Below are 23,831 nucleotides of genomic sequence, written 5' to 3'. Positions count from 1 at the left end.
GGCATCACGGTTTCACTTGTGAATTTCACATCGCGAAGGATACGAATCGAGAAAAAAAGGGAGCCTCCCCCAAGGGAGGCTCCTTGTCTTTTTCTGCGAAAACTGCGATTGACGAAAACTAGAAGTGAAGAATCAGGCCGAGGTTGGCTTCACCCTGGTTGGCCTTGTAACTCCCCGCGTAGGTTCCGCAGCCATAGTAGCCGCTGCAATATGTGGACTGATTCGGAGTTGTCCGGCTGGCCATCCAGCGCATATCGAAGCGAAGGCCGAGATACTTGCTGAAATAATATTTCACGCCGCCGCCGAGATTGTAGGCGACTTTGTTGTTGAAGCCGACGTAGAGCTTAGTCGGCTGGCTATCGAGATTGCCAAAGTTGGTCCAGCCTACGCCGCCTGCGACAAAAGGTCTGATATTGGAGCCGCTGCGAAACGTATAAGCGCCGCCAAAGGTGTACGTACCCAGCGTCCCATTGGCAAGAAAATCTTTTGTGGGCGGAATAGTAGTGAAGTCTTGCTCACTATATGTAGTCGGCTGGCGCACCATCATGAATTCAACCGCAAAACTGTCCCAGATGGAATAGTCGGCGATTACGCCGTAGTCGATGCCGCTCTTGATGAAAACATTGTCGACGTTGGCGTTTGAGGTATAGCCAGTGACATTGATTTTTCCGCCGAATTTGGCGCCTCCAAAAGGAGTGATTTCGATTTTGTCCGCGTACGTATCCTGCGCCATCGCACAAGTGGCGCCGCAGCTCAGAATAAAGACGAGTACCAGCAGTTTCCGCAAGAACATTTCCATCTCCTCCGTGTGTAGGATCGACTCGCTCCCCAGGAAGTTCGTCGCTCCTCGCTCCTTTATGAGCCGGGCCGAAACATTGCCAATTCTACAACGGACTTCAAAATACTGAAATTTCTAAAGTAACTGTCGTTGCTTAAACTTAGACGGCGCGTGCATGGATGGAGTTGCTTTTGTGAAAAAGCGCGGAATGCAGGAAAAACTCAGGAAGGATGAACGACTTCTGGAGAAGGACCGAGAGCATTTGCGGCGGCGCGGGCAGCGGAAGCATCTTCCTCACGCCATTTGCGCGCGACTTCATTCAACTGGCAGAGAACACTCTGAATTTCCTTGACGCGCTTGGTGAGGCCATAGGTAACGGCGGGAGGAATGGAAGCCTCATATTTGCGATAGACGAAGCCGCGCTCCTCGAGAGCGCGAAGCCTCTCGGTGAGAACGCGAGAGGAGATTCCCTCCACCTTGCGGCGAAGGGCACCGAAGCGAGTCGGGCCTTCCTGACCTAAAGTCCATAGAATGTACATAGTCCATGGGCGGGCAAGCGTCTGAAGGAGATTGTGCATCGGGCATTGGGAAGCTGCGTCACATTTGCCCTTATTCATCGTCATGGTAATAGGATGCGCGAGCTCGATGGCTGGTTACTTTAAAGTTCCTACTTTACAAAGTCAAGTAGTTATTTAAAGTAACCAAATCCGAATTTCCTCATCCAATCGTGTACGGCGCTTCCGATGAGCCGCCAGGCAGGGGCGCCGGGAGTTGGAGGAGGATGCGAATGACGCTACTTCGGATTGATTCGAGCGCGCGCGGGAGTTCGGTGTCGCGGCAATTGACTGCGAAATTCGCCGAGGATTGGAAGCAGGAACACCCGGCGGGCAGAGTCATTGAGCGAGATTTGTCGCGGACGCGGCTGCCACAGATTACGGACGAATGGGCAGCGACATACGCCGATCCGGCGAAACTGACACCTGAGCAGCGGGAATATCTTGCGACTTCGGATGAGTTGATTGAGGAACTGCACGCAGCGGACACGATTGTGATTGGAGCGCCGATGTACAACTTCACGATTTCGTGGCCGCTCAAGGCGTGGATTGACCAAGTGACGCGCGTGGGGAAGACGGTTGCCTATGACGCGAAAGGGCCGAAGGGACTGCTCAGCGGGAAGAAAACGATTGTGATCACGTCGCGAGGAGGAACGTACGCCGGGACGGCGCGAGCGGCGATGGATTTTCAGGAGCCGTATTTGCGGCACATCCTCGGATACATCGGATTGAACGACGTGACGTTCATCAACGCGGAAAATCAAGGCAACGGGCAGGCGGCAGCGTCGCGGGAGGCGGCGGTGCAAGAGATTCATCACGTGGTCGCGCAAGAATCGAATGCCTGCGTAGAGGCAGGCTGCTGAAGCAACGATTGCGGACTGCGGCAACGAGATAGGAACTTCGGTAATGGGTCAGTTTGAATTTTGACTCCTTGTGTCACGATCCCCCAGGCTTCCCTATCCGGGGACCTGGGGGCCCCGTTTGCAAGAAAATTCAAACTGACCCGCCACCAAAACTTCCAACAGCCAAAGGGCAATGAGGGGAGAAGGAATGTCATTCGAACTGGCGGGGAAAGCAGTAACGGAAGGCGAAGGCGTTATCGCGGCGGGCGGGGCGCTGGCGGACGGCGAGGCGTCGCTGGTGGCGGCGGCGAAGAAAGGGAACGCGCGGGCGTTCGAAAAGCTCGTAGAACAATACGAGGGGAGAATTTTCCGCCTGGCGCAGAACATCATGCAGAACCACGAAGACGCCGAGGACGTGTCGCAGGAAGCATTCGTGCAAGCGTTTCAGCACCTCGACAAATTTCAAGGGGATTCGCGATTTTCGACGTGGCTGACGCGTATCGCCATCAATCAGGCGCTGATGAAGCTGCGGAAGAAGCGGCGCGTGAAGGAATTTTCGCTGGACGAGCCAACGGAAGAGGATCTGCCCGTGCCGGTGCAACTGATGGACTGGGGGCCGACGCCGGAGCAGCGGTATTCGCAGAAAGAGATGCAGAAAATCCTGAAAGAAGCGATTCGAGGGCTGCGGCCGATGTTTCGCGCGGTTTTCCAACTGCGGGACATCGAGGAATTTTCGACGGAAGAGACCGCGCAGGCGCTGGGGCTGTCGATTCCCGCGGTGAAGGCGCGCGCGGTGCGGGCGCGATTGCAGCTCCGCGAGGCGCTCGACCGGCATTTCCGGCGAGGCGGAATGCCACGGAGCGCGGAAGCGGAAGTGAAACGAGGCGCGATGGTGCAGTGAGAAAGACGCTCCATCGCGGAGCGGCTTGAGAAGCTTTTTTGCGGCGGTTGGCAGTGAGTTGAGCGGATGCGAGGCCAGGGGGCGGACGATGATTGGCTATGTACTGTGCGGTGTGATGGCGCTGCTTACTTTTCTCAGCTTGGCAGGATCTGGATTCGACGCAGGGATGAAGCGGCAAAACTGAAAAGCGGATTTCTAGGGCGCAAGATTTTGCGAACACGAATCAGGACTGGAAAAATTCGGGAACACACTGGTCTTCACAAATTATGACGCGTGAACGTGAAGACCGCCGCTGCGCACGGACACACGCCCAGAAATTGCGCTGATGCGGTTTGAACGAGGCACGTACAAACTAACGGGCGACGGGAGCCGACGCACCCTGGATGAGGCGGCGGAGGGATTGGTCGTAGGGCGCGCGAGCGACGCCGCGTTCGGTGATGATGGCAGCGATGAAACGTGCGGGAGTGACGTCGAAAGCAGGATTCGCGACGGCTACATCGGGCGCGAGGCGCACGCCATGGACATGGGTGACTTCGGCGGCGGGACGCTGCTCGATGGGGATAGCGTCGCCGGAAGCAAGCGAAAGATCCAGCGTGGAAACGGGCGCGGCGACGAAAAACGGAACATGATTTTCGTGCGCGAGGACGGCCATGGCGTACGTGCCGATCTTGTTGGCCGTGTCGCCATTCGCGGCGATGCGATCGGCGCCGGCGACAATCGCGCCGATACCGCCAGTCTTCAGAAAATGTCCCACCATGTTGTCTGTAATCAAAGTGAGCGGAATTTTATCCTGCTGAAGTTCCCAGGCGGTGAGGCGCGCGCCTTGCAGATAAGGACGCGTTTCGGGAACGAACACTTCGAGCTTGCGGCCGGATTCTACGGCGACGCGAATGACGCCGAGGGCCGTGCCGATGCCGCCGGTGGCGAGCGCGCCGGCGTTGCATTGCGTCATGACGCGGCCGCTGGCAGGCAATAATTCCGCGCCGAATTTGCCGATGGCTTCGTCGGCGAGCTGGCGTTCGCGATGGACTTGCTGCGCTTCTTCCGCCAGCGCTTCCTTAATAGGTTCGAGATTATTTTGCGCGGCGTTGCGTGCGAGAGAATCGAATTTGCGCTGAAAACGGCCGATGGCCCAGAAAAGATCGACGGCTGTGGGACGCGTGACGGCAAACGTGTCGCAAATGGTTCTGAATTCCGCGCGCAAATCTTCGAGCGAGGCCGCGCGGGAATGCAAAACACCGAGCGCGATGCCCATCGAGGCGGCGACTCCGATGGCCGGCGCGCCGCGGATGACCATGTCTTTGATGGCGGCGGCGACGTCGCGATAGTTGGTGTAGGTGTGATACACGACTTCGGCGGGCAAGCGGCGCTGATCGAGAAGGACGACGCCTTCGGGAGTCCAGCGAATGGGCTCGACGCTTCGCAATACGACCTCCACGAGTCAACAGCAAAACAACAATCAATGGTGGGTCAGTTTGAATTTTGATTCGTTGCGCAACGATCCAGAAAATTCAAACTGACCCACCACTCAATAATTGTACATGAATGACGGTGCAGGCTGCGCCCGGCGTGAAAAATCAGTGCGGGATGTGCTGGAGGCCGTGTGTGCCCAGGAAAAAGGCCGCGAAGAGGAATGAATTGTAAGTGACGTGAATCAAGAACGAAGCGAGGACGGAACGGGCGCGCGCGCGGGCGAAGGTGAGGGCGATGCCGACGAAAATGAGAATGGCGATTTGCGCCCAGCCGCCCCAAAGCTGCGCGGCGTGCATGAGGCCGAAAAGAATTCCGGTGATGACAATGCCGGCGGGAATGCCCCATTTGCGCGCGAAGACGGGATACAAATAGCCGCGAAAGATTGTCTCTTCAAAAAACGGCGCGAAGGCAATGCCGAAAACCATGAGCCAGAGAACGTTCGTGCGAGTCTGGAACAACTGGTCAATGGGCAAATTGTTTTTGTTGCCGACGAATTCGGAAACCACGCCGACGATGATGGCCAGCCCAATGCCGCCGAGAATGCAAAGAATGGCCTGGCCCACGGAAGGAATCTGACGCGAATCGAAGCGGCGCCAGCCGAGCGAGCGCCAGAAGGGCGCGCGATGATAGACGCGAACCATCAGCAGCAGGAATAACAGCACGAAAACGGACCAGAGAGTCTGGAAGCCGACGGCGAACGCGGCATCGGTCTTCATGAGCTGCATCAATTGACCGCTGGTCATGCGGTAGCGCATGACAAGAAAAGCAACAAGGATGACTTCGAGGACGACCAAACTTAGGAAAGCGAAGCCGACGAAGACCACTAGTTCGCCGCCGCCCCAGGGCGTGCGAATATCTTCAGGAGAGCGAGCGTTTTCGAGTTCGAGGCGCGAAGGAGGCGGAGGAGGAAGAAAGACGGGAGAAGATAACTCGGGCGAGGGCGAATCCGAAGGCGGGAGCGGATTTTCAGGATCGGCGAAGGTCATTTTCGAGGGCGGCGCTGGCGATGCGAAGGCGCGGAAGCGCGAGCACTTTCTTTTTCGGCGTACGGATGGGCGATGGGTTCGTCGTCTTCGACAAGAGCCGCGGAAAACAAAGGCATCATGATTTCGTGATGGCCTGTGAGCGCGTAGCCGGCGGATTTCTCGGAGTCGCGGAGATTCGCGCCGGGCGGATTGGCCGTGGGGCGCTTGACGACGTTTTGCAGCGGACGGTAATGCTGCAGGAAATCGAAATTCGCGGTGGTGATGGGTCGAAGCGGCGTGCCGAGATTGCGCGCGACGGTGACGGCTTTCAGAAAAACCTCCGGCAGAATCACAGCGGAACCCCAGTTCAGATAGACGCCGCCAGGGTGCATTTTGCGGACGAGGGCGCAGAACAATTTGAAGTCATTGTGCGTGGAAGCGCCGAGATCCTCGCCGGAGGCGGTGCGATGAATGTGGGAAATATCGGCGCCGATGGCGACGTGCACGGTGACAGGAATTTTTTCGCGATAGGCGCAGGCGAGAATGCTTTTGTCGAGATGCTTCGCGCGCGCGCCCTGGCGAACGAGGAATTTTCCCGCCGCTTCACCAAAGCCGATCCCGGAACGGCGAGCGAGCGCGGCCATTTCGTTGACGTAACGGCCGGTCTCTTCGGACATGCCGAATTTGCCTTCGCCGAGGACGGCGTCAACATCTTCGGAAGTGCCGCCGGCCATGGCGATTTCGAAATCGTGGATGAGCGCGGAGCCGTTCATGGCGATGCCGCTGATAAAGCCGCGGCGGAGAAGGCCAATGAGCAGCGGGCCGAGGCCGACCTTGACGACGTGGCCGCCCATGCCCCAGAGAATGGTGGCGCGGCGGGCGCGCGCTTCGACGACGGCTCGCGCGAGGGAACGCAAATCTTCGGCGGCGAGAATGTGCGGAAGCGAATCGAGAAATTCGGCGACGGATGCGCTCTGGCGATGCGGTTTGGCAAACTGCGCGACGCCGACTTTACTCGGGCGCGAGGCGAGAGGATAGGTATGCAGACCGTGAAAATTCAGCGGCTGGACATCGTAGATGCTCGAAGATTTGCGCCGCAAGCCTGAACCATCCGTTCCGCGAGGAGTGATTTTGCGCTTCGCTCGGCAGCATCGACTGTAATTCAGTCGGCGGCGGCAGGCAAGAGCGGGCGACAATCGGAAACGATACTGCGTCCAGGCGAACACGCACGAGCGCGCGTCTGCTGCCAGGCTTCAGGCGCTACTCTATTGCGAGGACTGGATTATTGCTGCTGCTGGGACGGCTGCGCGGATGAGTTGCTGTCCGCGGCGGCTTTTTTCTCGAGTTGCTGCTTCTGGGCCGCGAGACCTTCCATTTCCTTGCGCGTATCGTTCAGGATTTGGATGCGCTGTTGAAGCAAATTCTGCAACTGATCTTGCTGGCTGGCAGGGGCCTTGCTAAGTTCATCTTGCAGCTTATTGACATATTGCTGCTGGGAGTCGATATCGCGCTGCTCCCAGGCGATCATTTTGTCAGCATCCGCGACCGTCTTGGGACTCGAGAGAGCGGGTGCCGCACCGACCTGCGGTTTTTTCGCGGCCGCCGACTGTGAAGGCTTGGCCGCGGTTGCCGCCTGAGCGGCCTGAGCCTGCTCTTCACGATAGACATCCTCGGGAGTACGCAGGGAGGTGATATCGTCGTCGGTCCAGACCTTGGCGGGCTTAGCCGCTGCGGGCTTGGTCTTCTGGTCCGGGCTCGCCACGGACTGCAGAGCCGGCTGAGCGGGCGAATTTTGCGAGGATTGCTGCGCCACGGCGATGCCGGGAGAGAGCACGAGAATGACAGCTGCGGTCAACCAAGCATTTTTGCCTGCCTTCATGGCCTATTCTCCCTTTAGTTTAACTAGAAGTTGAGCACTTCACGGAACGAGAGCACGCTATATTTCTGAAGCGCGCTTTGCGCGTAAGAAACCCAGCAGCTATTGTAGTAAATGCCGTTGCCGCCGCCGCCGGAGATGTCAAAGTTGACCGTACCGAAACTGCTGAGCTGAGATCCGGTGGAACTTCTGGTGGTGGCGACCATAAGGGCTCCGTTAAACGCCCCGTTGCCGCCGCCATTGCCCAGGAACGTAGTCGTGCCCTGGCCGACGACCAAAACGATTCCGTTCCATCCTGAGTTGCCGCTGTAGGTGAAGTTCCCGGTGACGACGATGATGCCCGAGCCGGTGTTTGGGCCCAAGTTGAAATTGCCATCCACGTAGATGATCTGCGGGTTCGTGGACGAGTTCGTCCAAGTGCCACCGGGCATTGCATTCGTAATGTCGGAAAAACTGTAATTGGCGCCGCCAGATACGGGGGCAGATGGGCTGAGGGATACGTTTGCATTCTGTTGAATGACTTGCAGGGTCTGATCCAATGCTGCCGGAGAATTGTAAGTCGTGCCGAGGGTGACGTTGGTGACGCTGGGAGTTGGCAGGCCGGCACCGGTGTAGTGCGTAAGGCGATTACTCGGAATGCCGCTGACGACGGTGTTAACATTTGTGTTCACGCCCGCAGGATCCGTAACGCCGATCCCGGGCAAAGAAACGGATGAGCTTGGGGTACATCCCGGGACAGCGGGAGCGCCGCCGGAGCCGTTCACGCCATCAACCTGATATGGATTCGAAGTCGCACCCTTGAAAGCGCCGATGGGACCAACCATTGTCAGGGCTGAGGGGAAGTTCAAATTGCCGGAGATCAGAGCAACGTCATACTGCAACATCCGGCGGCTGTTATCGGGCATGACGGCGAGCGCGGTGATGCGGTAGACCTGGTTGCCGCCAATTCCGGCGTTTGCGGGCGTATCCAAATACTGGTTCACGCCATCGGTGAAAATGGGGTAGGTGTTATCGAGAACTCCGTTACCATCGACGTCAGTGTTTGCGGATTTTTCGGTCAAGCCGGTGATGCGCACCCATTTGTACATGGGTCCGTTTAGACCAGCGATGGACGAATTGGAATTAACGGTCGGCAAAACGGTGACGGAGCCGCTGGTGACGGGCACGCCCCACTCGTTGGCAAATTCGTTGTCCGCATATTTGTTCGAGGCAGCAAGATTCGTAGGCGCGACAACTTCACCCGGGGCTGGATTGACGATGTATTGCACGTCAATATTTCCGTTCACAGGGAGAGGACTCGGCAAAGTCGCAGCGACCGTGTCCAGGCGAGCCGGAGCGAGGCGGCCGCGGGCTTCTTCGAGGCCGGCATAGGCGTTGTAAAAGGCTTTTGTCGAATTGCGATAGTTGGCGTCAATTGCCGAGCCGGTGCCGGACATCATCACAAGAGACAAAGCCACCGCACTGATCAAAATCAGGGCGAAGATGGCGATGAGCAAGGCAACTCCCTTTTCCGAAGACGCGCGATTGGTGATAGTCAGGGGATTCATGGTGGTTTCCTCGAATTACTGATTTGGATTGAGACGCATGGCTTGGCCAGTCAAGGTCACAATTCTGGGTTGCAGGGTTTTGGGATCGATGGCTGACGACTTAACGATGAGACTGATTTGCACTTCGCGGATGTTCACGACCGTATTCGCGGCGGTGCAAGGGATGGGCCCAGCCGCGGAGTCGCAGTAATAAGTGAACATGGGCACATCGGCATTGCCGGGAAACATGTTGGGATAGCTTTGCTGGATAGAAGCAATCTCTGGAGCCGTCGCGTTGTTCATGACACCGTTCAAATAAGGCGTGAGAGCGGCGGCAGTTTGCACGACAGGATCCCCGCCCGCAAACTTGTTTACAGCTGCACGCAGCAGCGTGTGCCTTCCGGCCGGGAGTTGATAGCGAATCCACTGCACCGTGGTGCTCACGGTCGGGTCGGGGACGGTTTCGACGATGATGTCATACGCACTCGGCGTGGGAGCACATGTTCCGCCGATGGTGCAGGAGGGGAGATTCGGATAGCCGGGGTCCCAGGCGAAGGGCAGAGCGAAGAGCTGGGGACTGATGGCTGCAGTCGCGGCCGTATAGGTATTGGCCGGCGGGTATCCGGTTTGATGAATGTCACGCGTGATCTGATCCATGGCCACGTTGGCGCCAGTGAACGAATTCAGGACCTCGGATTCGATCTTGTAACGTTGCTGGGAGGCTACGAGGACAGAGAACATCACGCCGGTGAGCAGAGTGAAAACGACCGCCGCCACCATCAGTTCAACAAGGGAGAATCCGGATTGACTTGTGGTTTTCTGATTCATCGCTGCACCGTCGCATCGAGATCTACAGGCAAACGGAATTGCATGGCGCTTTGCTTGACGCCTACAACATATCTCTTCGAAACAACCTGGCCCGCAGCGTTTTGTGTCACCACAACGCCCCAGCGGAGTTTATAGGTTCCGCCAGAGGGATTATTCGGGTCGGAATACGCGCAGTTGTAGCCGCCGGCCGCGGCTTGAGTGAAGTCCACTGTGGCGGTGCCGTTGTACATCGTCAAATAACCGGCCGAGGGATACATGACGCTCGTTCCCGCCGCGCCAGTACCCAAAGACATGGCCCCGCAAGCGGGATCATTTATCGTAATGTTCGCCAGCGGCTGGGCGGTCATCTCGTCGAGATAGTGCTGGGCAATCACGACCGCTGTCGTGTCAACGCGGTTAGCTTGATTCGTTTGCGTGGCAAATGGCACGAGCTGAACGACAGCGACGACTCCGACCATAAGCACGATGGTCGCGACGGCAAGCTCGATGAGAGTAAATCCGCGTTGGGAAGTACTGGCCGCGCGAATTTTTGGAAAGTTTTTCACGTTTTTTCCTTTTATTGATTGACCCAGCCACTGCCCGCAGAGGCGAACCACACTTTCGTTTGCCCCATTTGCGTGACCGTGACGGCGCGATAGCCGTAAGTTCCCTGGTTAGGAATGCCGACGTAAATCGAGTAGGCTGTCACGACGGGGTTCGCTCCGAAAAAGATCGTGCCCCGAGCGTCGAATGTGACCGTGTTTGCAGGCGGCACGGCTACTGTGGCATAACCAAAAGTCGCTGGTCCCGGCGCAATTCCAGCGGCGAGCAATGCCGGAGGCCCCGGCAAAATTACTTGCGGTTCATTGGGATCGATGACTCCATTTCCGTTTTCATCGATGCCGATGACCCAACCGTTAGCCGTCTGTACGGCGATGCAAGACAAACGCGTATTGCCGTGAATGGCTTCAAATCGCGCGCGATCCAGCATTCCCGCGATGCTATCGGCCGCGGAGGTGAGCCGATAAGAGTTCCAACCTTGAAGAATCGTGGGAGTAGCGATGGCGGCGAGGGCAATCAGAACCGTCAATCCGATAGTGACTTCGACGAGGCTGAACCCGCGCTGAGCTCTCCGGAAGGCCCGAGGGGTAGTTCTGTTTTTGGTCAAACTCTTCACGGTTTGGATACCTTTGTGAACAGGGCTTAAATTCAGCCGCGCCCCATTCGCATTTGGAAAACTGTCAGTGTAGAGGAAGCATTTCGAGGGCCGCGGCTTGAAAATCCATATTTTATTTATAATCTGTAAGATACAGATGGCTTCTGGAATGGAGATGCGTTCTCAAGCGAGGTTTCAGGGGTGATTTTGAAACTTTTGCTCCGGTATACGAAATAACCGGTAAACGGTGCGGAAGCCATCCCGCATGGAGGAAGGATTCCGGATCGGGATGGAGGAAGCGGTGATTCTGGAGTTTGCTTGAAGTTCTATAAGCTCAGGGTCCGGTCACGGCCGCATAGACAATCATGCGAGCGACCGGTTTGCCATTTTCTTCCTGCTCCGGCGTGTACACACGATGGGTCTCCGGGTCCACGGCGAGGCTATGCACCGCGTGCTGCACCTTGAAATCTTCGATCTTGGTGTAATGATTCGGGTCATCCTCGTGGAAGATGGAAATCGCGCCGCTGTAACAGGCGACGTAGATGCGGCGGAGACCGGGATCGAATTTAATGACGTCCGGCCCGCCCGCCATGGGGAGGTAAGCGATCGGCTTGTGATTTTCGAGGTCGAAGACGGTCATCAGATCGTTTCCTTCGCAAGAAAGAAAAGCGCGGTGATGATCCGGATCCAAAGTCATTCCATGATTTCCTTTGCAGCGCCCAACCGGATAGCGGCCAATCACTTCATCCGTGGCAGGATCGATGACCGCAAAAAGGTTTTGATCTTGCAGGTTGACGTACACCTTTTGCGCCACAGGATCATATTGCGGCATGCCCGTTTCGCTATCGAAGCGAAGCGTCTTCACGATTTCGTCTTTCCCAACGTCCACGACGGCTTCCGCGCGGCCGCGCTCGTCTGAAACGTACAACTTGTGGAATGGCGCGGCATAGGCGCTGCCATCAGGTTTGCGTTCCGTGGGCAGCTTCTTGATCACTTTCATCGTACGAAGATCCACGACGCCGATGGTGTTGTCTCCGGCGTTTGATGTATAGAACTTGCGCAGTTCCGGCACGTATTCCACGCCTTCGGCTCCGGGCGTGTCCTTCACCGTGGCGACGACTTTGTTTGTCCGCAAATCAATCACGTATGTTTGACCCGCGCCCAGATGGGCCGAAAGGAGATAGTGATCGTCCGGATCAATCGTCAGATAGTCGAAGCGCTTGCCGGACGGTCCGGGAAGATCAAACTCCGCCACCTTACGCAACGCGGGCTTCTGCGGCCGCGGAGCCGTTTGTGGCACGGCCATCCAAGTGGCCAAGGCAAACATCGCGACTAGATTCGTCCGCATCGCAATCCTCCGTACTGAGATCGTTCTATTTTGTAGCCACGCGATTTTCAACGCAAACTGCGCCGGGGGGCGGCAAATTTAATGTCCTGATTTCAGCGGTGAGGACATCCGGGCCAGCAACAGGGCCGGCGCATTCCTTCTTTCAGTTCCGAAACAACGCGCTCAACGTGCTGCCTTCTGGTTTCCGGTTTTTTGACGGAGATAGCCCAACAGATCCACTCGTTGCGCGCGAGCGGCGTGATGTCCTCCCATTTTGCCCGCGCTGCCGAGTCAGAAATCAGAGCTTTTCGTAAGTCCGCCGGTACGCTATGGACCGCGCCCTGGGAGATCGTTTTCCTGGTCATAAGATTTCATTTTACATCATCAGGCAACGAGGATTGCCCGCCTCCGGCGGCCAAGCTTGCCTGCGACTGCAAGCCTGGCGAAAAAGCTCCGCTGCCGGGGACGGCTCACATCACTCGCAGTTCTTACGCCGAGTCAGTCGGCCACACCTCAGTGATTCAGCACTTTGTTTGCAGCGGCAACGTCGGATTGCAGACGCGAAACGCCCGCGCCCGCATCATTGACGTATCCGTCCGCCACCTTGACCATCGCAGGCGTGGGCGGCACGAGCGCCATGCTCACCTGGCCTGAAATGGCGCTCAACCAGGCGCGCAATCGAGGCGGATAGACCAGCGCGCCTTCGCCCGACTGGATTTTGAGATCCACCAGATTGTCGATGTCGCGGTTCAGGCTATCCAGCGCCGGTTGCGCCTGATCGGCGGAGGCGCTCTTGTCGGCCATAGTTTTCTCGAGCGCGTCGCGCGCGTCGATGGCCTGGTTCAGGCTGGTATCGAGCCGGTTCAGCGCGTCGTGAATCCGCATGAGCAAATCGAAACGCTGGCGCAGTTCGGCCTGCGTGGTTTGCAACTGTGGACTCAGTTTGACCACGAATGGCTGCTTCTGCGAGGTATCGCCATACGTCAGCGTCACGTAGTAGCTGCCCGGCAACACTTCCGGTCCCACGGGCGGTGCGGCCGCAAAAAATGAATTGAAGATGCCCTTTACGTCCACCGCATCGGGGTACCTTAGGTCCCACTGGAAATGGTTCATGCCGGGCTCGACCGCCGTCGCCTTTTCTTCCTGAGCCTTTCGCTGCACTGCGGGATTTTCCGAAGGCGGGTTCGGTTTGGCTTTCGTTTTCAGGTGCAGCGTGAAGCTGCGGACCAGTTCGCCGTTTGCGGTGGTAAAGCTCAGCTTCGCGGGAGTGCTGCCGTTGTAGTCCGCCGGCAGGTGGAAAAATACAGTGGCTCCGGGCGCCAAGTTTTCGCCTCCTGCTCCCCGCGGGCCAAATCCGCCTCCGCCGCGCGTGAGCAGCCAGGCCTGCTGCGGCTTGAATACGTAGGGTGAATCGCCGGTTACCTGTGCGCTTCCCAACTGCTCGAGGAATTGCAGATTGTCCAACACCCAGAAACCACGTCCGAATGTAGCAAGCACGACTGCATGCTGCTTGGGCTGAATCTCCACATCACTCACGCGTACCGCCGGCAGGTTAAGAGCCAACGGCTGCCATTGCTGGCCTCCGTCCAAACTAAAGTAAACCGTCGCGCTGGTACCCGCGAACAGCAGATTGGGCTCGTTCGGATCCTGTCGCACGCTCTCGACGTACTCGCCTTCAGCAAGCCCCGTGGTGATCTCCGTCCAATGCTTGCCGTAGTCGGTCGTCTTGTAAACATACGGGTGAAAGTCATCCCAGTCATACCGACTCGCGGAAACATAGGCGGCGCCGGCGTTCGTGTGTGAAGGCTCGATGCAAGTGATCGTGGACCAGGCCGGAAGCGCTGGCGGGCGCACCTGACTCCAGTGGCCGCCCGCGTCCGTGGTCACATGCACCAAACCGTCATCGGAACCGGTCCAGATGACATTGTCCGTGAGTGGCGAAAAGGCAATGGAAGATATTGTGTCGAACATCTCCTCGCCGGTCACGTCCGCGCTGATCGGCCCGCCTGGCCGCCCCTGCTTGCTCTTGTCGTCGCGCGTGAGGTCCGGGCTGATGGCTTTCCAGTTGACGCCTTCATCCACGGACTCGAACAGCACGTTCGCACCCATCAACAGTTCCTTCGGGTTGCCGGGCGCAAACACTACCGGATGATGGTTCCAGCCGTAGCGATATTTAATTTCGGTTCCCGCCAGGCCGAACTTGTACTCCGGCCAAGGGCTCACATTGGTGGCCAAACCTGTCCTGCTATTCTCCTTCCACTCCATGCTGTAATATCCGCTGCCATAGGTGATCCAGGGCTGGCCTGGCGTCGGCACCACCCAGCTCATCTCCCCGCCTTGTACGTTTGTCCAAACCGGCGGAATAGCCCCGCCGGAGACGGCGCTTGGTCCTTCCACGGAACTCCGATCCTGTTGCGCGCCGTAAATATGGAACGGGAATTCGTCATCGAGATTGGCATGATAGAACTGCCCAGTCGGCTGATTGTCCTCGGAGCTCCAGGCTTTGCCGCCATTTTGCGTTACCGTCGCGCCGCCGTCGTTGCCTTCGATGAAGATTTGGTTGTTGTCTGGATTGATCCAAAACACATGGTTGTCGCCATGCGGCGGATGCAGCGCGGTCAGCGTCTTGCCTTCGTCGTGAGATACATAGACTCCGACGTTGGGCAGGTAGATGGTATTGGGATCTTTGGGATCCACATACACGTTCATGTAATAGAAAGCGCGTTGCGTGATGTCCATGCTGTTGTTGATGAGCGTCCAGTTCTGACCGGCATCGTCGGATCGGAATAAACCGCCCGCCTGACCCTTGTAATCCGCTTGAATCAGCGCGTACACGACATTGGGATTGCCTGGCGCGACCGCGATACCCACTTTTCCGAAGATGCCAGTTGGCAGCCCCGCACTGTGCGTGATGTTGGTCCAGTTTGCCCCGCCGTCGGTCGTCTTGTAGATCCCGCTGCCTGGCCCACCGCTCGAAAATGTCCAGTGGCTCCGGGACATCTGCCACATTCCGGCATACACGACGCTTGGATTGGAGGGATCCATTGCCAAGCAGGTCGCACCAGTCTGATCGTCAACGAACAGGATTTTCTGCCAGGTCTGGCCGCCGTCGGTGGTCTTGAATACGCCGCGTTCGGCATTGGAGCCAAACAAATGGCCGAGCGCCGCCACGTACACCACGTCAGGATTCTTCGGATCTACAAGGATCCAGCTGATGATGTGGGTTTCGCCCAGCCCAATGAACGTCCAGGTCTTTCCACCATTGGTGGACTTATACATTCCCTCTCCGGTGAGGACCGTATTTCGCGGAGCGGAGTCGCCCGTGCCCACATAGATCATCTGCGAATTGGAAGGCGCAATTGCCATGGCGCCGATATCGCCGTTCTTAAAGTCCTTGTCGGAAATGTTCTTCCAGCTGTGACCGTAATCTTCGGTCTGCCAGACGCCGCCGCCCGCAGTGCCCATGTAAAAAACGTTGGGCTCAGCGGCGATGCCGGCTACGGTGGTAATGCGCCCGCCGGTGTAGGGACCTACGCTGCGCCAGCTCAAGGCGCTGGTCAGGTGATCCGGTGGAATCGGCGCGGCAAATGCCGTCAGAAAAGCCAGGGACACACAGGAAAACAGCAAGATGCATCGTGCTTTCAACATGGCAGGGCCTCTCTTTCCAAGAATTCATTCTAGAAATCTGGTTTCTGGTTCGCTATAAGCGCTCTTACTTCGGCCAAAAGCATCGCTCTCGCCGGATCTATCTTTCTGATTGCGTGCCGATCGCACACGTCTGCGCCGCTCGTGTAGCCCGCGCAAGGAGATTTGCTACTGACGACTCGAGATGGAGACTTTATAGACATGGCCGAGAGAATGACGTACTTACCAACCGCCGGAGCCTCCGACTTGCCTGCGGACTCAAAGCAAATTATGGCTAATCGAGATTCGCAACGCTGCATTTCACAACAGCGGTGATTGAAAATGCAAGCTCATTTTGCCGGAAAGGGCACGTTCGCAGGTTTTTCTTGCTTTCGGGTCTCACACCTAAAAATTTGCTTATCGCTGCGCCGCTCGAGTTTGCGGCGCAAGAACACAATCGTGGCGGAATCTGTTTTATGTTGGGCGCGGCGTTTGGAACTCCTCCGAAGGATGGTGGAGGAGAATGGCTCCCCGGGCAAGATTCGAACTTGCAACCCTTCGGTTAACAGCCGAATGCTCTACCATTGAGCTACCGGGGAACAGAAAACGATTCTATCATTGCTCGCAGCGCGCATCCACGAATTGTCGCCCGCTGCTTGGAGAAAAGTTTGAATCGCGATTTGCGTTTACTTTCAGCGAGGGAAGCTGTAACGGCTTAACTCCGTCTCCGCGAGCGGGCGAATTCCGTGCTGTGCTGCGCCTGTGGCATTTGAGTTCTTCTGCTGCTGCAACTGGCGGCGCAAATCTTCGCGAAACGCCGCTTCGCTGCGATCGAGATACGAACGATAGCCCGCGGGATCGATGAACGGATTCGGTTTTACGCCGCGAAGCATGGCGGCGCGCTTGGCGGTGAGAGCGAAGAACGAGCCGTGCGAGCCCAGGAAAACGTCGCAAGGCAAAGAGCGCAGAATGCGAAACGTTTTTTCGTAGTCGGTGGCGATATGGGGATATGCGGCGTTTTTGACGAGATGATAGCCGTCGAGGACCGATGTGCTGCAGACAAAGACGACATGCAGCGGCTTGTCATTTTCCTCTGTCGTGGTGGTCCAAGTGGTGCAGCCTTTGGTGTGACCGGGCGTAACGCGAGCGGTCATCACTGTGCCGCCGATGCGAACCGTGTCTCCGTCGCTGAGCAAACGAGAGGGCTTAACCGGCGAAAAGGGCAGAGAGTCGCCGAAGTAAAAATCGCCGCGGCCGCCGGCTGCCAATGAGGGAGCGTCGGCTGCGCTGGCATAGAACTTCGCGCCGGTGGCGCGCTGTATGTCAGACAACCCGCCGGCGTGGTCGTAATGCGCGTGACTATTGAGCAGGATTTTCACATCGCGGAGATGAAATCCAAGGGCGCGAATGTTCGCTTCAATCTGCGGCGCCGTTTCGACGAAGCCTCCATCGAGCAGAATGTCGCCGGCGGGCGTGACGATCAGGAAAGAGGTGACGTCGCTTGCGCCCACGTAATAAATATTCCCGATGATGTGGAACGGCTTCACGGGTTGATTCATCGCGCGCGCGGAGGCATCCGCCTGCGGTGACCCGGCATGCGTTGAGGCGTAAAAAGCTGCGAGGCAAAAGACAAGAAGCGCGGCACACAAAAAAAGCTTTCGGTTCATTTCTGTCCCTTCCCTTTTTCACAGGACAATATTATCGCGGGCGCGCGCGCATCATGGAATCGATTTGAACTTGAATAGCTTCCTGCGAGGGTGGTTCTGCTGAAGGACGGTCGAGGCCCATCATCTTGAGCACCGCGCGATCGAAGGTGCGGTCGGAAAAAATCCAGCGCATCCACTTACCGATGCGCGCTTCGCGCGTGACCGTGTAACGCGCATGCGGCCGCGGATTTCGGACAGCCCGAAGAATGACGTGGGCGCAGTCCTCGGGCGTGGACTTCGCTCTGGCGACGCCTTTCTGCCAGGATTTGAGAAAGCCGAGATAGACGCGCGCGTAGGGACTGGCCGCGGCGTTTCCGATGTAACGCGAGGAAAGCTCGGCGCCCGCACGGTTGATATTTGTGGGGATAAAGCCTGGCTCGATGAGAATGACGCGGATGCCGAAAGATGCGAGTTCGAGACGAAGCGCATCGGAGATGGCTTCGAGCGCATGCTTGCTGCCGCTATAGGGGCCCATCAAAGGATTGGAGATGACGCCGGCAATCGAGCTCATGTTGACGATGCAGCCATGGCGGCGCTCGCGCATGGCGGGCAGGACGCGCTGAGTCATGCGCACAACGCCGAAGAAGTTGGTCTCGAACTGCTTTCGAAGATCGGCGAGAGTGACTTCTTCCATCACGCTGGCGATGCCGATGCCGGCATTGTTGACGAGGATGTCGACAGGGCCGGTGCGGCGCTGAATTTCGGCGATGGCGCGGTCGGCGGATTCGTCGCTCGTGACATCGAGCTCGAGCGTTTCGAGGTGCATGTGCTGCTCCTCGGCAAGCTGCTCGAGGGCGGCGCGCTTCTGCGCGTCACGGCCGGCGGCAAACACGCGATAACCTTCCGAGGCGAAAAGAATCGCGGTGGCGCGGCCCAAGCCGTCGGTTGCGCCCGTGACCAGGACTGTTTCCCGTTTAGCGCTTGCAGTCGTGCTCATGCAAATTCCTCCGGGTGCGGGGATGATTCAGCGAATATCGGATGCAAAGGGGCCGGGCGCGCACAGGCTGCTGCGCGCATAGATTTGAGACGGGTTGGTCTGCAACTGATTTTTGAGCGCTGGCGGCGCATGGCGAGCCTTGAAATACAAAATGAGTGCGATGATGACGATGGCGGCAGCAGCGAGCAAAGCGATTTTCAAGATGCGCGGCGGCGGGACATTGTCTTCGTAGCTTCGTTTGCCGACGCTGCGCGCGCGTTGCGGATTTTCGAGGTCGGACATGCGTGCTCCCAGCCGTCAGCGGCCGAATGCCGGGCTTCGTACTAGCCCGGATGTGTTGCCCGCCATGCTAGGCCGAGTGCGGAGGCAAGTCAACGGATGAGATTGCGTGACGCAGGTCACTGAATTCGCAGAGGCCACAGGCGGAGATTGGACAGTAGGGAGGGTGGCATGATCAAAAAAGTGAAAGGCGGGTATCAGGTGCTTTCGTCGAAGGGACGGAATATGGGCGGGCCCTATAAGACGCGGGAAGAGGCTGTGAAGCGCCTGCAGCAAGTGGAGTTTTTCAAGCGAAATAAGAGCTAGGAGATTCGAGGGGGTGCGAAGGGTTATTTTTCGGTCCCATATTTGCCGGCGCGCTGGGTGAGGGTGCGCGCGGTGTCTTCAATGACGGTGCTGGGAGCGCGCTCCAGAATCGTGGCTAAGGCAGTATAGAGTTCGTCCTGCAGCTCTTCGGAGACGCGGCGCGAATAGTGGCGGGTTCGCGTGCCCGCGAGCAGGCTTTGCAGTGAGCCGGCTTTTTTGTATTCGCTCCATGCCCAGTTCCAGACAAATTCCAGCAAATCGGTGCGATGGCGGCGCGCCTCTTTCTGCACGGCCTCCTCAATTTCGTGGAGCTGCTGCAGCGGAATGCGGAAGCTCACCGGGACGTTCAAATCCCGCTGCGTCCTTGTTCTCATTCGGTCATGGTGCACGGGGGAATTTCTGTTGACAAGAAATATCTCGCGATTCATTGTATGTCTTGTATGCATACAACACATACAAACTTTGCCTAGAGAATAACTTACAACGGGGGCTCTACCGCCATGGACTCAAGTGCAGTCAAAAAATTTTCACCACGTGATGGTAAACAGAGCGATGAATCCACGTCCTCCGAACACGAAGACAAAGTCCGGATGATGAACACGAAAAGCCCCATGCTCACTCGGGGCCCCTTTTTTGCGACGCGGTGCGAAACTCTGCAAAGCACTGCCCTATTTCCGTCGAATGGACTGGCCGTGGCTGTTGGCCAGATGATTTGGCAGGACGGGCAGCAGAAGATTTGGGATTCGATTCTGCTGCTCTGCAAAGAGGAGAGCGACGGCACGCTGACGATTCGCGTGATTGTTTCCAATCCAGACTGGGACGGACCGCTGCAAATTGCGTGCACGCGATCGCGCCCGCAGGACCCCGAGTCCATGACGCCGCTGGCGTGCAATTTAGATCATAAGAAAATGCTGGACTGAACTTTGCCGGCGCGTCTCCCTAGGTTGGTTTGGGAGAAGATGCCTTTTGAGCAGGCTTCTATCTCTCTTGTGATTTATCTGCGCCCGAGGCTCGCGGCTGATGGAAAACCCAAATCCTGGCCGAAATAGCACCGAATGGACTGGACTTTTCCGTCTTTGAACTTAAAGTCCTCTATATTCTGAAACGATTTACCGTCTTTGGTGTGGCAAAGATATTTGACAAAGACCTCGTCGCCGTTTTCGACTACGCTTTCCAAATCAAAATGCTTGATATAGTTCGTCTGCGGCCAGCATCTTGTTTTGAAGGTACTCTTGCTGATGTGGTCGTCGTGGTTGGGACTCGTGAAGGTGAAATCTTCGGCGAGCACACGATCGACTGTGCTCCAGTCCTTATTTTCCCAAGCTGAATAATACTTCCGGATGATCTCCTCTTTTGCCATGCCTGATGGTGTTACCGCTGAACTTGGCTTTTTCTCTCCGAATACCCTTGGTGCGTGAAACAAGGCAATCCCGCCAGCCAGCGCGCAGCCTCCTGCTTGCAGCAAGTTTCGACGCGACATCGTGGTTCCTGCCATGATACGTGCTCCTTTCCGTCCTTACGGCGCTGTTGTATTGCAGTTCGGTACTGCTTCCGAAATTCTATTTTTCCTGACAGCCCTGACAGCGCTCTAGTTACTTGCAAAATGCGCGTCGTGATACCTGTAGATGATTGGCGATGAAATTTGGATGGCCCAGAGCAAGGAAATTCGATGGCGTTCCTCCAGGGGGCATTTGGATCATGAGAAGCTGACGGGCTTACCCAGGGCAAATATCAATTTGCCTGGTTTCTTTCGGCAGGAGCGCTCTTCGGAGAGTGCTTTGACTGCGACAATTCCAATTCATACTTTTTCAAGGTTTCTTGAAAGTCAGTACGCTTGGGCGCAAGATATACAGCCTCTTGCTCGACAATCGCGGCGTCGTCGTGTTTTCCTGCCAAATCCAGCGCAGCGGCGTAAGTATCGATGTAACTGGCGTTTTGCCATGCACTCAAATCATTGGACCGCAATGAGAAACGCAACGCCTTGGCCGGATTGCGAAACTTCTTGTGAAAGCTTGTCGCGTAAAACCAGGCGAGATTGTTGAGCGCTTCCGTGTTTTTCGCATCGATCGCGACACCTTTTTCGAGAGCGGCGCGGGCGTCGGCGTCATCGTGCATGTTCATCAACATGCTACCGTAGTATGACCATTGCGCCGCGTCCGCGGGCCCTCTGTGCAGCGCAACTAGATATGCTGCCTTGGCCCCCGCCAGATCCCCTGCATTCGCTCCCGCCCGCACGACCCCGAATCTCTCACGCCCCTCGCCTGCAATTTGGACCATGAGGAGACGCAATAGAGATGCTCCAAGTAAGGACACTGCTTGCACGACTCATTCATCGCTTGAAATCTGAAACAAAAGGGAAGGCTGACCCACTTCTTCTGGCGCGCGGCTCGGGCAAGTGTATAAGGTCGTCCGAGTCTGCCGACGAATACATCCACCGATTGCGTGATTAAAGGGGCTCCAATTTCAGTCAGACTTGGTTCTCCCCAAGCAGCGAGCGCATCGGTAATGGCTATCTCTGTCAATTTTCGTTCCCGCCGGAAGATTCATCCTTCGCAGAATCGTTTTGACGAGATTTTTGTTACGCAGGATACAAGCGTCTGCTAGCAGCAGATATTCACGCGTGTTCCTATTGAACCCTACTCGCCCGCGAGGATACTCGTCATACTCCGCCTCGGGCACGGCGCGGTTTTTAGTCAACTGCCCCCAGTAGCGGAGATGGCTCGGCTCATGAACGGCAAATTCGCCCCAGGAGTTGGCCTCCTCCATTGGAGTTGAATCGATGAAGAGTCTGCGGCCAACGAGATAAAAAATACCTACGCACGGCTGATCTCTCTTATTCAACGTTTCTCTCTCCCTGCTTGCGATGGACCTTGTCCGAATGACCCTTTGAGTCTGAATGATATAGCGCGAAACGGCTCGCGACACTCAAAAACGCACTACAGCTAAGCTCCTTCCTTTCAAAGACTGGCCCCAAGCCTTCTAGTACGGGCGCGAACGCTCAACTATTTGTAATTGCACCACTTACGGTCAATGAATGTGATGGGCACTTTTTTGCGCTTTATACGCGCAGCTCTTGTTCAAAGAGGAGGGCCAAAAATGGCCGCCGAAAGCTTCAAGGTCTGGCGCGTTTTGGAAGAAACGGAATCCGCAGACGGGAAGGTTCGCACGATAACGAAGAAGGAATTCGTCGGCGAAATAGAGAAACCGAAGGAGGAAATCTACGTCGTCTGGCCGGAGCTTGCGGAACGTTTCGGCGAGGGCTATTATCTCGTCCAAAATCCGCCCGGGATTCACAAGCGGTACTTGGTGCCGGACAAGCAACTCGTGCGCACGCCCGCCTACTTCGAGCCAAGTCCATTCGGAGAGCGGAATGGCGCGCGCATCACGTATAAGGCTCGCCCTCCATGAGCATGGGATTACAAAGAGGGATGGCTATTCGATTGTTTGATTGGCGTCGATCCATTCAAATGAAGGGGGGAATCTTTGATGTCAACGACTCGAGCTGAACTTGCAGAGCAAATCGAAAAGGCGGCAAACGAGGCATTCGCAAACGGGGCCCTAATCACTCGTTGGCGCAGCGAAGGTCGGGGCGCAACGACGAGGTTTGTTAAGGAAATCTTCGGGGACTTGGGGAAGCGGCTAGGGTTCCAAGTAGCCGCAAACAGGAGACATTATCGGAATGCCGACGAAGGAGAATTTCTTTATGACATGGTCTGGTACACTCTAGACAGACTAGACAGAGGGATGCTGATTCAGCAGGCAATGACCTTGGAATCGGAGTTGCGCCCCGGCGAAGGGAACGTTGAGACGGCGGCCGACGTAGACAGAGACTTCCAGAAACTTGCACAAGCACGCGCGGACGTCCGAGTCTGGGTCAATGTATGTCCGAACGCAGATCTTCTTGAAAGACACCTCGCCAACTGCAAGCGCCAAGCAACATTGTTCGGAGGGGCCGAGGATGGGGACAGTTACGTCTTGATCGGGTCCGAATGGAACACGAGCACCAGTAAGATTGAACGACTCGAAGTTTCACGTCGGGACGCGGCATCGGCCTAGCCTTGAGGATTATCCACACACCCGGTGAAATTCACAGGCGCAATCGGGAAACCTCTCAAAAATAATTTGCATCCTACTTGACGCAAGGGGGAAAATCCGTATACTTATCTGATGTCGGAAGACTGGGCGGGGCGCCCAGAGGACCCGACGGGCCGGTAATCTCCCTTTCATCAAAGAGGTGAGGTTGACTACGAGCACCGGATAGAAAGCTGTCGAGCTTCGAGCAAATCCTTCCGAGGATACTGTGGAAGGAATCGCCCGGCGCTTGACGCCGGGTTTTTTATTGTCCGCCAAGCAAGAATTGCAGGGTTGGCGGCTCCGCCGGGAGCGGAGAGTCCCGCAAGAAATCGAGCGGGATTGGTTCTTTGACAACCGAAGGAAGCTGGCCATTGCGCGTGCGATCTCAAGTTCGTGCGTGCAATGATCCGCAAGTTTTGCTCGAGTAGCGCAAGTGGAAAGGCGAACTCTCCGCGCGCGTTTGCCCGGGAGCATGTTCATGGGAGCTGCAAGACTCTCGTGGCGTCTTCAGGGTTTCTGTTTCGAATTTCCGGACAGGAAAAAAGAAACGGGCGTGTTCGGTGAGTTTTATGGTCAAGCTACTAAGGGCGTACGGTGGATGCCTTGGCGCCAACAGACGAAGAAGGACGTGGCTAGCTGCGATAAGCCTCGGGGAGCCGCAAGCAGGCTTTGATCCGGGGATTTCCGAATGGGGAAACCC

At 56.7% G+C, this 23,831-nt stretch carries 24 protein-coding genes, 1 tRNA gene and 1 rRNA gene; 7 read left to right on the top strand and 19 right to left on the bottom strand.

Features of this window, described 5'->3' with window-relative positions; genetic code table 11:
* Positions 1-118: 118 nt before the first annotated feature.
* On the bottom strand, positions 119-793 hold the full coding sequence (locus VGR81_09555; protein ID HEV2289184.1) for a hypothetical protein: 675 nt from the start codon (positions 791-793) through the stop codon (positions 119-121).
* A gap of 206 nt (positions 794-999) precedes the next feature.
* Positions 1,000-1,401 (bottom strand): helix-turn-helix domain-containing protein, encoded by a 402-nt coding sequence (locus VGR81_09550; GenBank protein HEV2289183.1) that lies wholly within the window; start codon positions 1,399-1,401, stop codon positions 1,000-1,002.
* 164 nt (positions 1,402-1,565) lie between these two features.
* On the opposite strand from VGR81_09550, the gene VGR81_09545 reads away from it, so the two are divergent.
* Together VGR81_09545 and VGR81_09540 are read left to right on the top strand one after the other, a co-directional pair.
* Complete coding sequence (locus VGR81_09545) at positions 1,566-2,195, top strand: NAD(P)H-dependent oxidoreductase (GenBank protein HEV2289182.1); 630 nt, start codon at positions 1,566-1,568, stop codon at positions 2,193-2,195.
* Positions 2,196-2,382: 187 nt separating this feature from the next.
* Complete coding sequence (locus VGR81_09540) at positions 2,383-3,075, top strand: sigma-70 family RNA polymerase sigma factor (protein ID HEV2289181.1); 693 nt, start codon at positions 2,383-2,385, stop codon at positions 3,073-3,075.
* A 352-nt stretch (positions 3,076-3,427) separates the two neighbouring features.
* On the opposite strand, the gene mtnA is transcribed toward VGR81_09540, so the two are convergent.
* The 14 genes from mtnA to VGR81_09470 form a co-directional block, all read right to left on the bottom strand.
* A complete protein-coding gene (mtnA, locus tag VGR81_09535; GenBank protein ID HEV2289180.1) occupies positions 3,428-4,501 on the bottom strand; it encodes an S-methyl-5-thioribose-1-phosphate isomerase in 1,074 nt (357 codons plus the stop codon).
* 151 nt (positions 4,502-4,652) lie between these two features.
* The gene (locus tag VGR81_09530) at positions 4,653-5,534 is read right to left on the bottom strand and encodes a CPBP family intramembrane glutamic endopeptidase (protein ID HEV2289179.1); all 882 of its coding nucleotides are present in this window, start codon (positions 5,532-5,534) and stop codon (positions 4,653-4,655) included.
* Complete coding sequence (locus tag VGR81_09525) at positions 5,531-6,613, bottom strand: hypothetical protein (GenBank protein ID HEV2289178.1); 1,083 nt, start codon at positions 6,611-6,613, stop codon at positions 5,531-5,533. Before VGR81_09525 ends, VGR81_09530 begins: the two co-directional genes overlap by 4 nt.
* A 182-nt stretch (positions 6,614-6,795) precedes the next feature.
* Complete coding sequence (locus VGR81_09520) at positions 6,796-7,392, bottom strand: hypothetical protein (GenBank protein ID HEV2289177.1); 597 nt, start codon at positions 7,390-7,392, stop codon at positions 6,796-6,798.
* Positions 7,393-7,415: 23 nt separating this feature from the next.
* Positions 7,416-8,936, bottom strand: a complete 1,521-nt coding sequence (locus tag VGR81_09515) for a hypothetical protein (GenBank protein ID HEV2289176.1) — start codon at positions 8,934-8,936, stop codon at positions 7,416-7,418.
* Between the two features lie 15 nt (positions 8,937-8,951).
* Entirely contained in the window at positions 8,952-9,743 is a 792-nt protein-coding gene (locus tag VGR81_09510; GenBank protein HEV2289175.1) for a type II secretion system protein, read from the bottom strand.
* Complete coding sequence (locus tag VGR81_09505) at positions 9,740-10,288, bottom strand: prepilin-type N-terminal cleavage/methylation domain-containing protein (protein ID HEV2289174.1); 549 nt, start codon at positions 10,286-10,288, stop codon at positions 9,740-9,742. The genes VGR81_09510 and VGR81_09505 overlap by 4 nt, the downstream gene beginning before the upstream one ends.
* A gap of 11 nt (positions 10,289-10,299) precedes the next feature.
* The gene (locus VGR81_09500; GenBank protein HEV2289173.1) at positions 10,300-10,899 is read right to left on the bottom strand and encodes a GspH/FimT family pseudopilin; all 600 of its coding nucleotides are present in this window, start codon (positions 10,897-10,899) and stop codon (positions 10,300-10,302) included.
* A gap of 313 nt (positions 10,900-11,212) precedes the next feature.
* A complete protein-coding gene (locus VGR81_09495) occupies positions 11,213-12,226 on the bottom strand; it encodes a hypothetical protein (protein HEV2289172.1) in 1,014 nt (337 codons plus the stop codon).
* Between the two features lie 492 nt (positions 12,227-12,718).
* Positions 12,719-15,853: a hypothetical protein gene (locus VGR81_09490; GenBank protein ID HEV2289171.1), complete on the bottom strand. Its 3,135-nt coding sequence runs from the start codon at positions 15,851-15,853 to the stop codon at positions 12,719-12,721.
* A gap of 500 nt (positions 15,854-16,353) precedes the next feature.
* Positions 16,354-16,428: transfer RNA gene (locus VGR81_09485), tRNA-Asn, on the bottom strand.
* 93 nt (positions 16,429-16,521) lie between these two features.
* Complete coding sequence (gene bla / locus VGR81_09480) at positions 16,522-17,496, bottom strand: subclass B3 metallo-beta-lactamase (GenBank protein ID HEV2289170.1); 975 nt, start codon at positions 17,494-17,496, stop codon at positions 16,522-16,524.
* A gap of 31 nt (positions 17,497-17,527) precedes the next feature.
* On the bottom strand, positions 17,528-18,472 hold the full coding sequence (locus tag VGR81_09475; GenBank protein ID HEV2289169.1) for an SDR family oxidoreductase: 945 nt from the start codon (positions 18,470-18,472) through the stop codon (positions 17,528-17,530).
* 27 nt (positions 18,473-18,499) lie between these two features.
* The gene (locus VGR81_09470; protein HEV2289168.1) at positions 18,500-18,754 is read right to left on the bottom strand and encodes a hypothetical protein; all 255 of its coding nucleotides are present in this window, start codon (positions 18,752-18,754) and stop codon (positions 18,500-18,502) included.
* A 168-nt stretch (positions 18,755-18,922) separates the two neighbouring features.
* On the opposite strand from VGR81_09470, the gene VGR81_09465 reads away from it, so the two are divergent.
* On the top strand, positions 18,923-19,057 hold the full coding sequence (locus VGR81_09465) for a hypothetical protein (protein ID HEV2289167.1): 135 nt from the start codon (positions 18,923-18,925) through the stop codon (positions 19,055-19,057).
* Positions 19,058-19,080: 23 nt separating this feature from the next.
* On the opposite strand, the gene VGR81_09460 is transcribed toward VGR81_09465, so the two are convergent.
* Entirely contained in the window at positions 19,081-19,431 is a 351-nt protein-coding gene (locus VGR81_09460; protein ID HEV2289166.1) for a hypothetical protein, read from the bottom strand.
* Between the two features lie 216 nt (positions 19,432-19,647).
* Between VGR81_09460 and VGR81_09455 the strand changes: the two genes are divergently transcribed.
* Positions 19,648-19,977: a hypothetical protein gene (locus tag VGR81_09455; protein ID HEV2289165.1), complete on the top strand. Its 330-nt coding sequence runs from the start codon at positions 19,648-19,650 to the stop codon at positions 19,975-19,977.
* A 74-nt stretch (positions 19,978-20,051) separates the two neighbouring features.
* On the opposite strand, the gene VGR81_09450 is transcribed toward VGR81_09455, so the two are convergent.
* Both VGR81_09450 and VGR81_09445 read right to left on the bottom strand, forming a co-directional pair.
* The gene (locus tag VGR81_09450) at positions 20,052-20,552 is read right to left on the bottom strand and encodes a nuclear transport factor 2 family protein (protein HEV2289164.1); all 501 of its coding nucleotides are present in this window, start codon (positions 20,550-20,552) and stop codon (positions 20,052-20,054) included.
* Between the two features lie 236 nt (positions 20,553-20,788).
* Positions 20,789-21,334 (bottom strand): hypothetical protein, encoded by a 546-nt coding sequence (locus VGR81_09445; GenBank protein HEV2289163.1) that lies wholly within the window; start codon positions 21,332-21,334, stop codon positions 20,789-20,791.
* A gap of 819 nt (positions 21,335-22,153) precedes the next feature.
* On the opposite strand from VGR81_09445, the gene VGR81_09440 reads away from it, so the two are divergent.
* The 3 genes from VGR81_09440 to VGR81_09430 form a co-directional block, all read left to right on the top strand.
* Complete coding sequence (locus VGR81_09440) at positions 22,154-22,465, top strand: hypothetical protein (GenBank protein ID HEV2289162.1); 312 nt, start codon at positions 22,154-22,156, stop codon at positions 22,463-22,465.
* Positions 22,466-22,543: 78 nt separating this feature from the next.
* Positions 22,544-23,113 (top strand): hypothetical protein, encoded by a 570-nt coding sequence (locus VGR81_09435; protein HEV2289161.1) that lies wholly within the window; start codon positions 22,544-22,546, stop codon positions 23,111-23,113.
* 589 nt (positions 23,114-23,702) lie between these two features.
* Positions 23,703-23,831 (top strand): 23S ribosomal RNA (locus VGR81_09430); the annotation flags it as partial.

The sequence above is a fragment of the Candidatus Acidiferrales bacterium genome (assembly GCA_035934015.1).
In the GTDB taxonomy this organism is placed as follows: Bacteria; Acidobacteriota; Terriglobia; order Acidiferrales; family UBA7541; genus DAHUXN01.
Note: the sequence above shows the minus strand (reverse complement) of the source record. Positions and strands in the feature narration are given on the sequence as shown.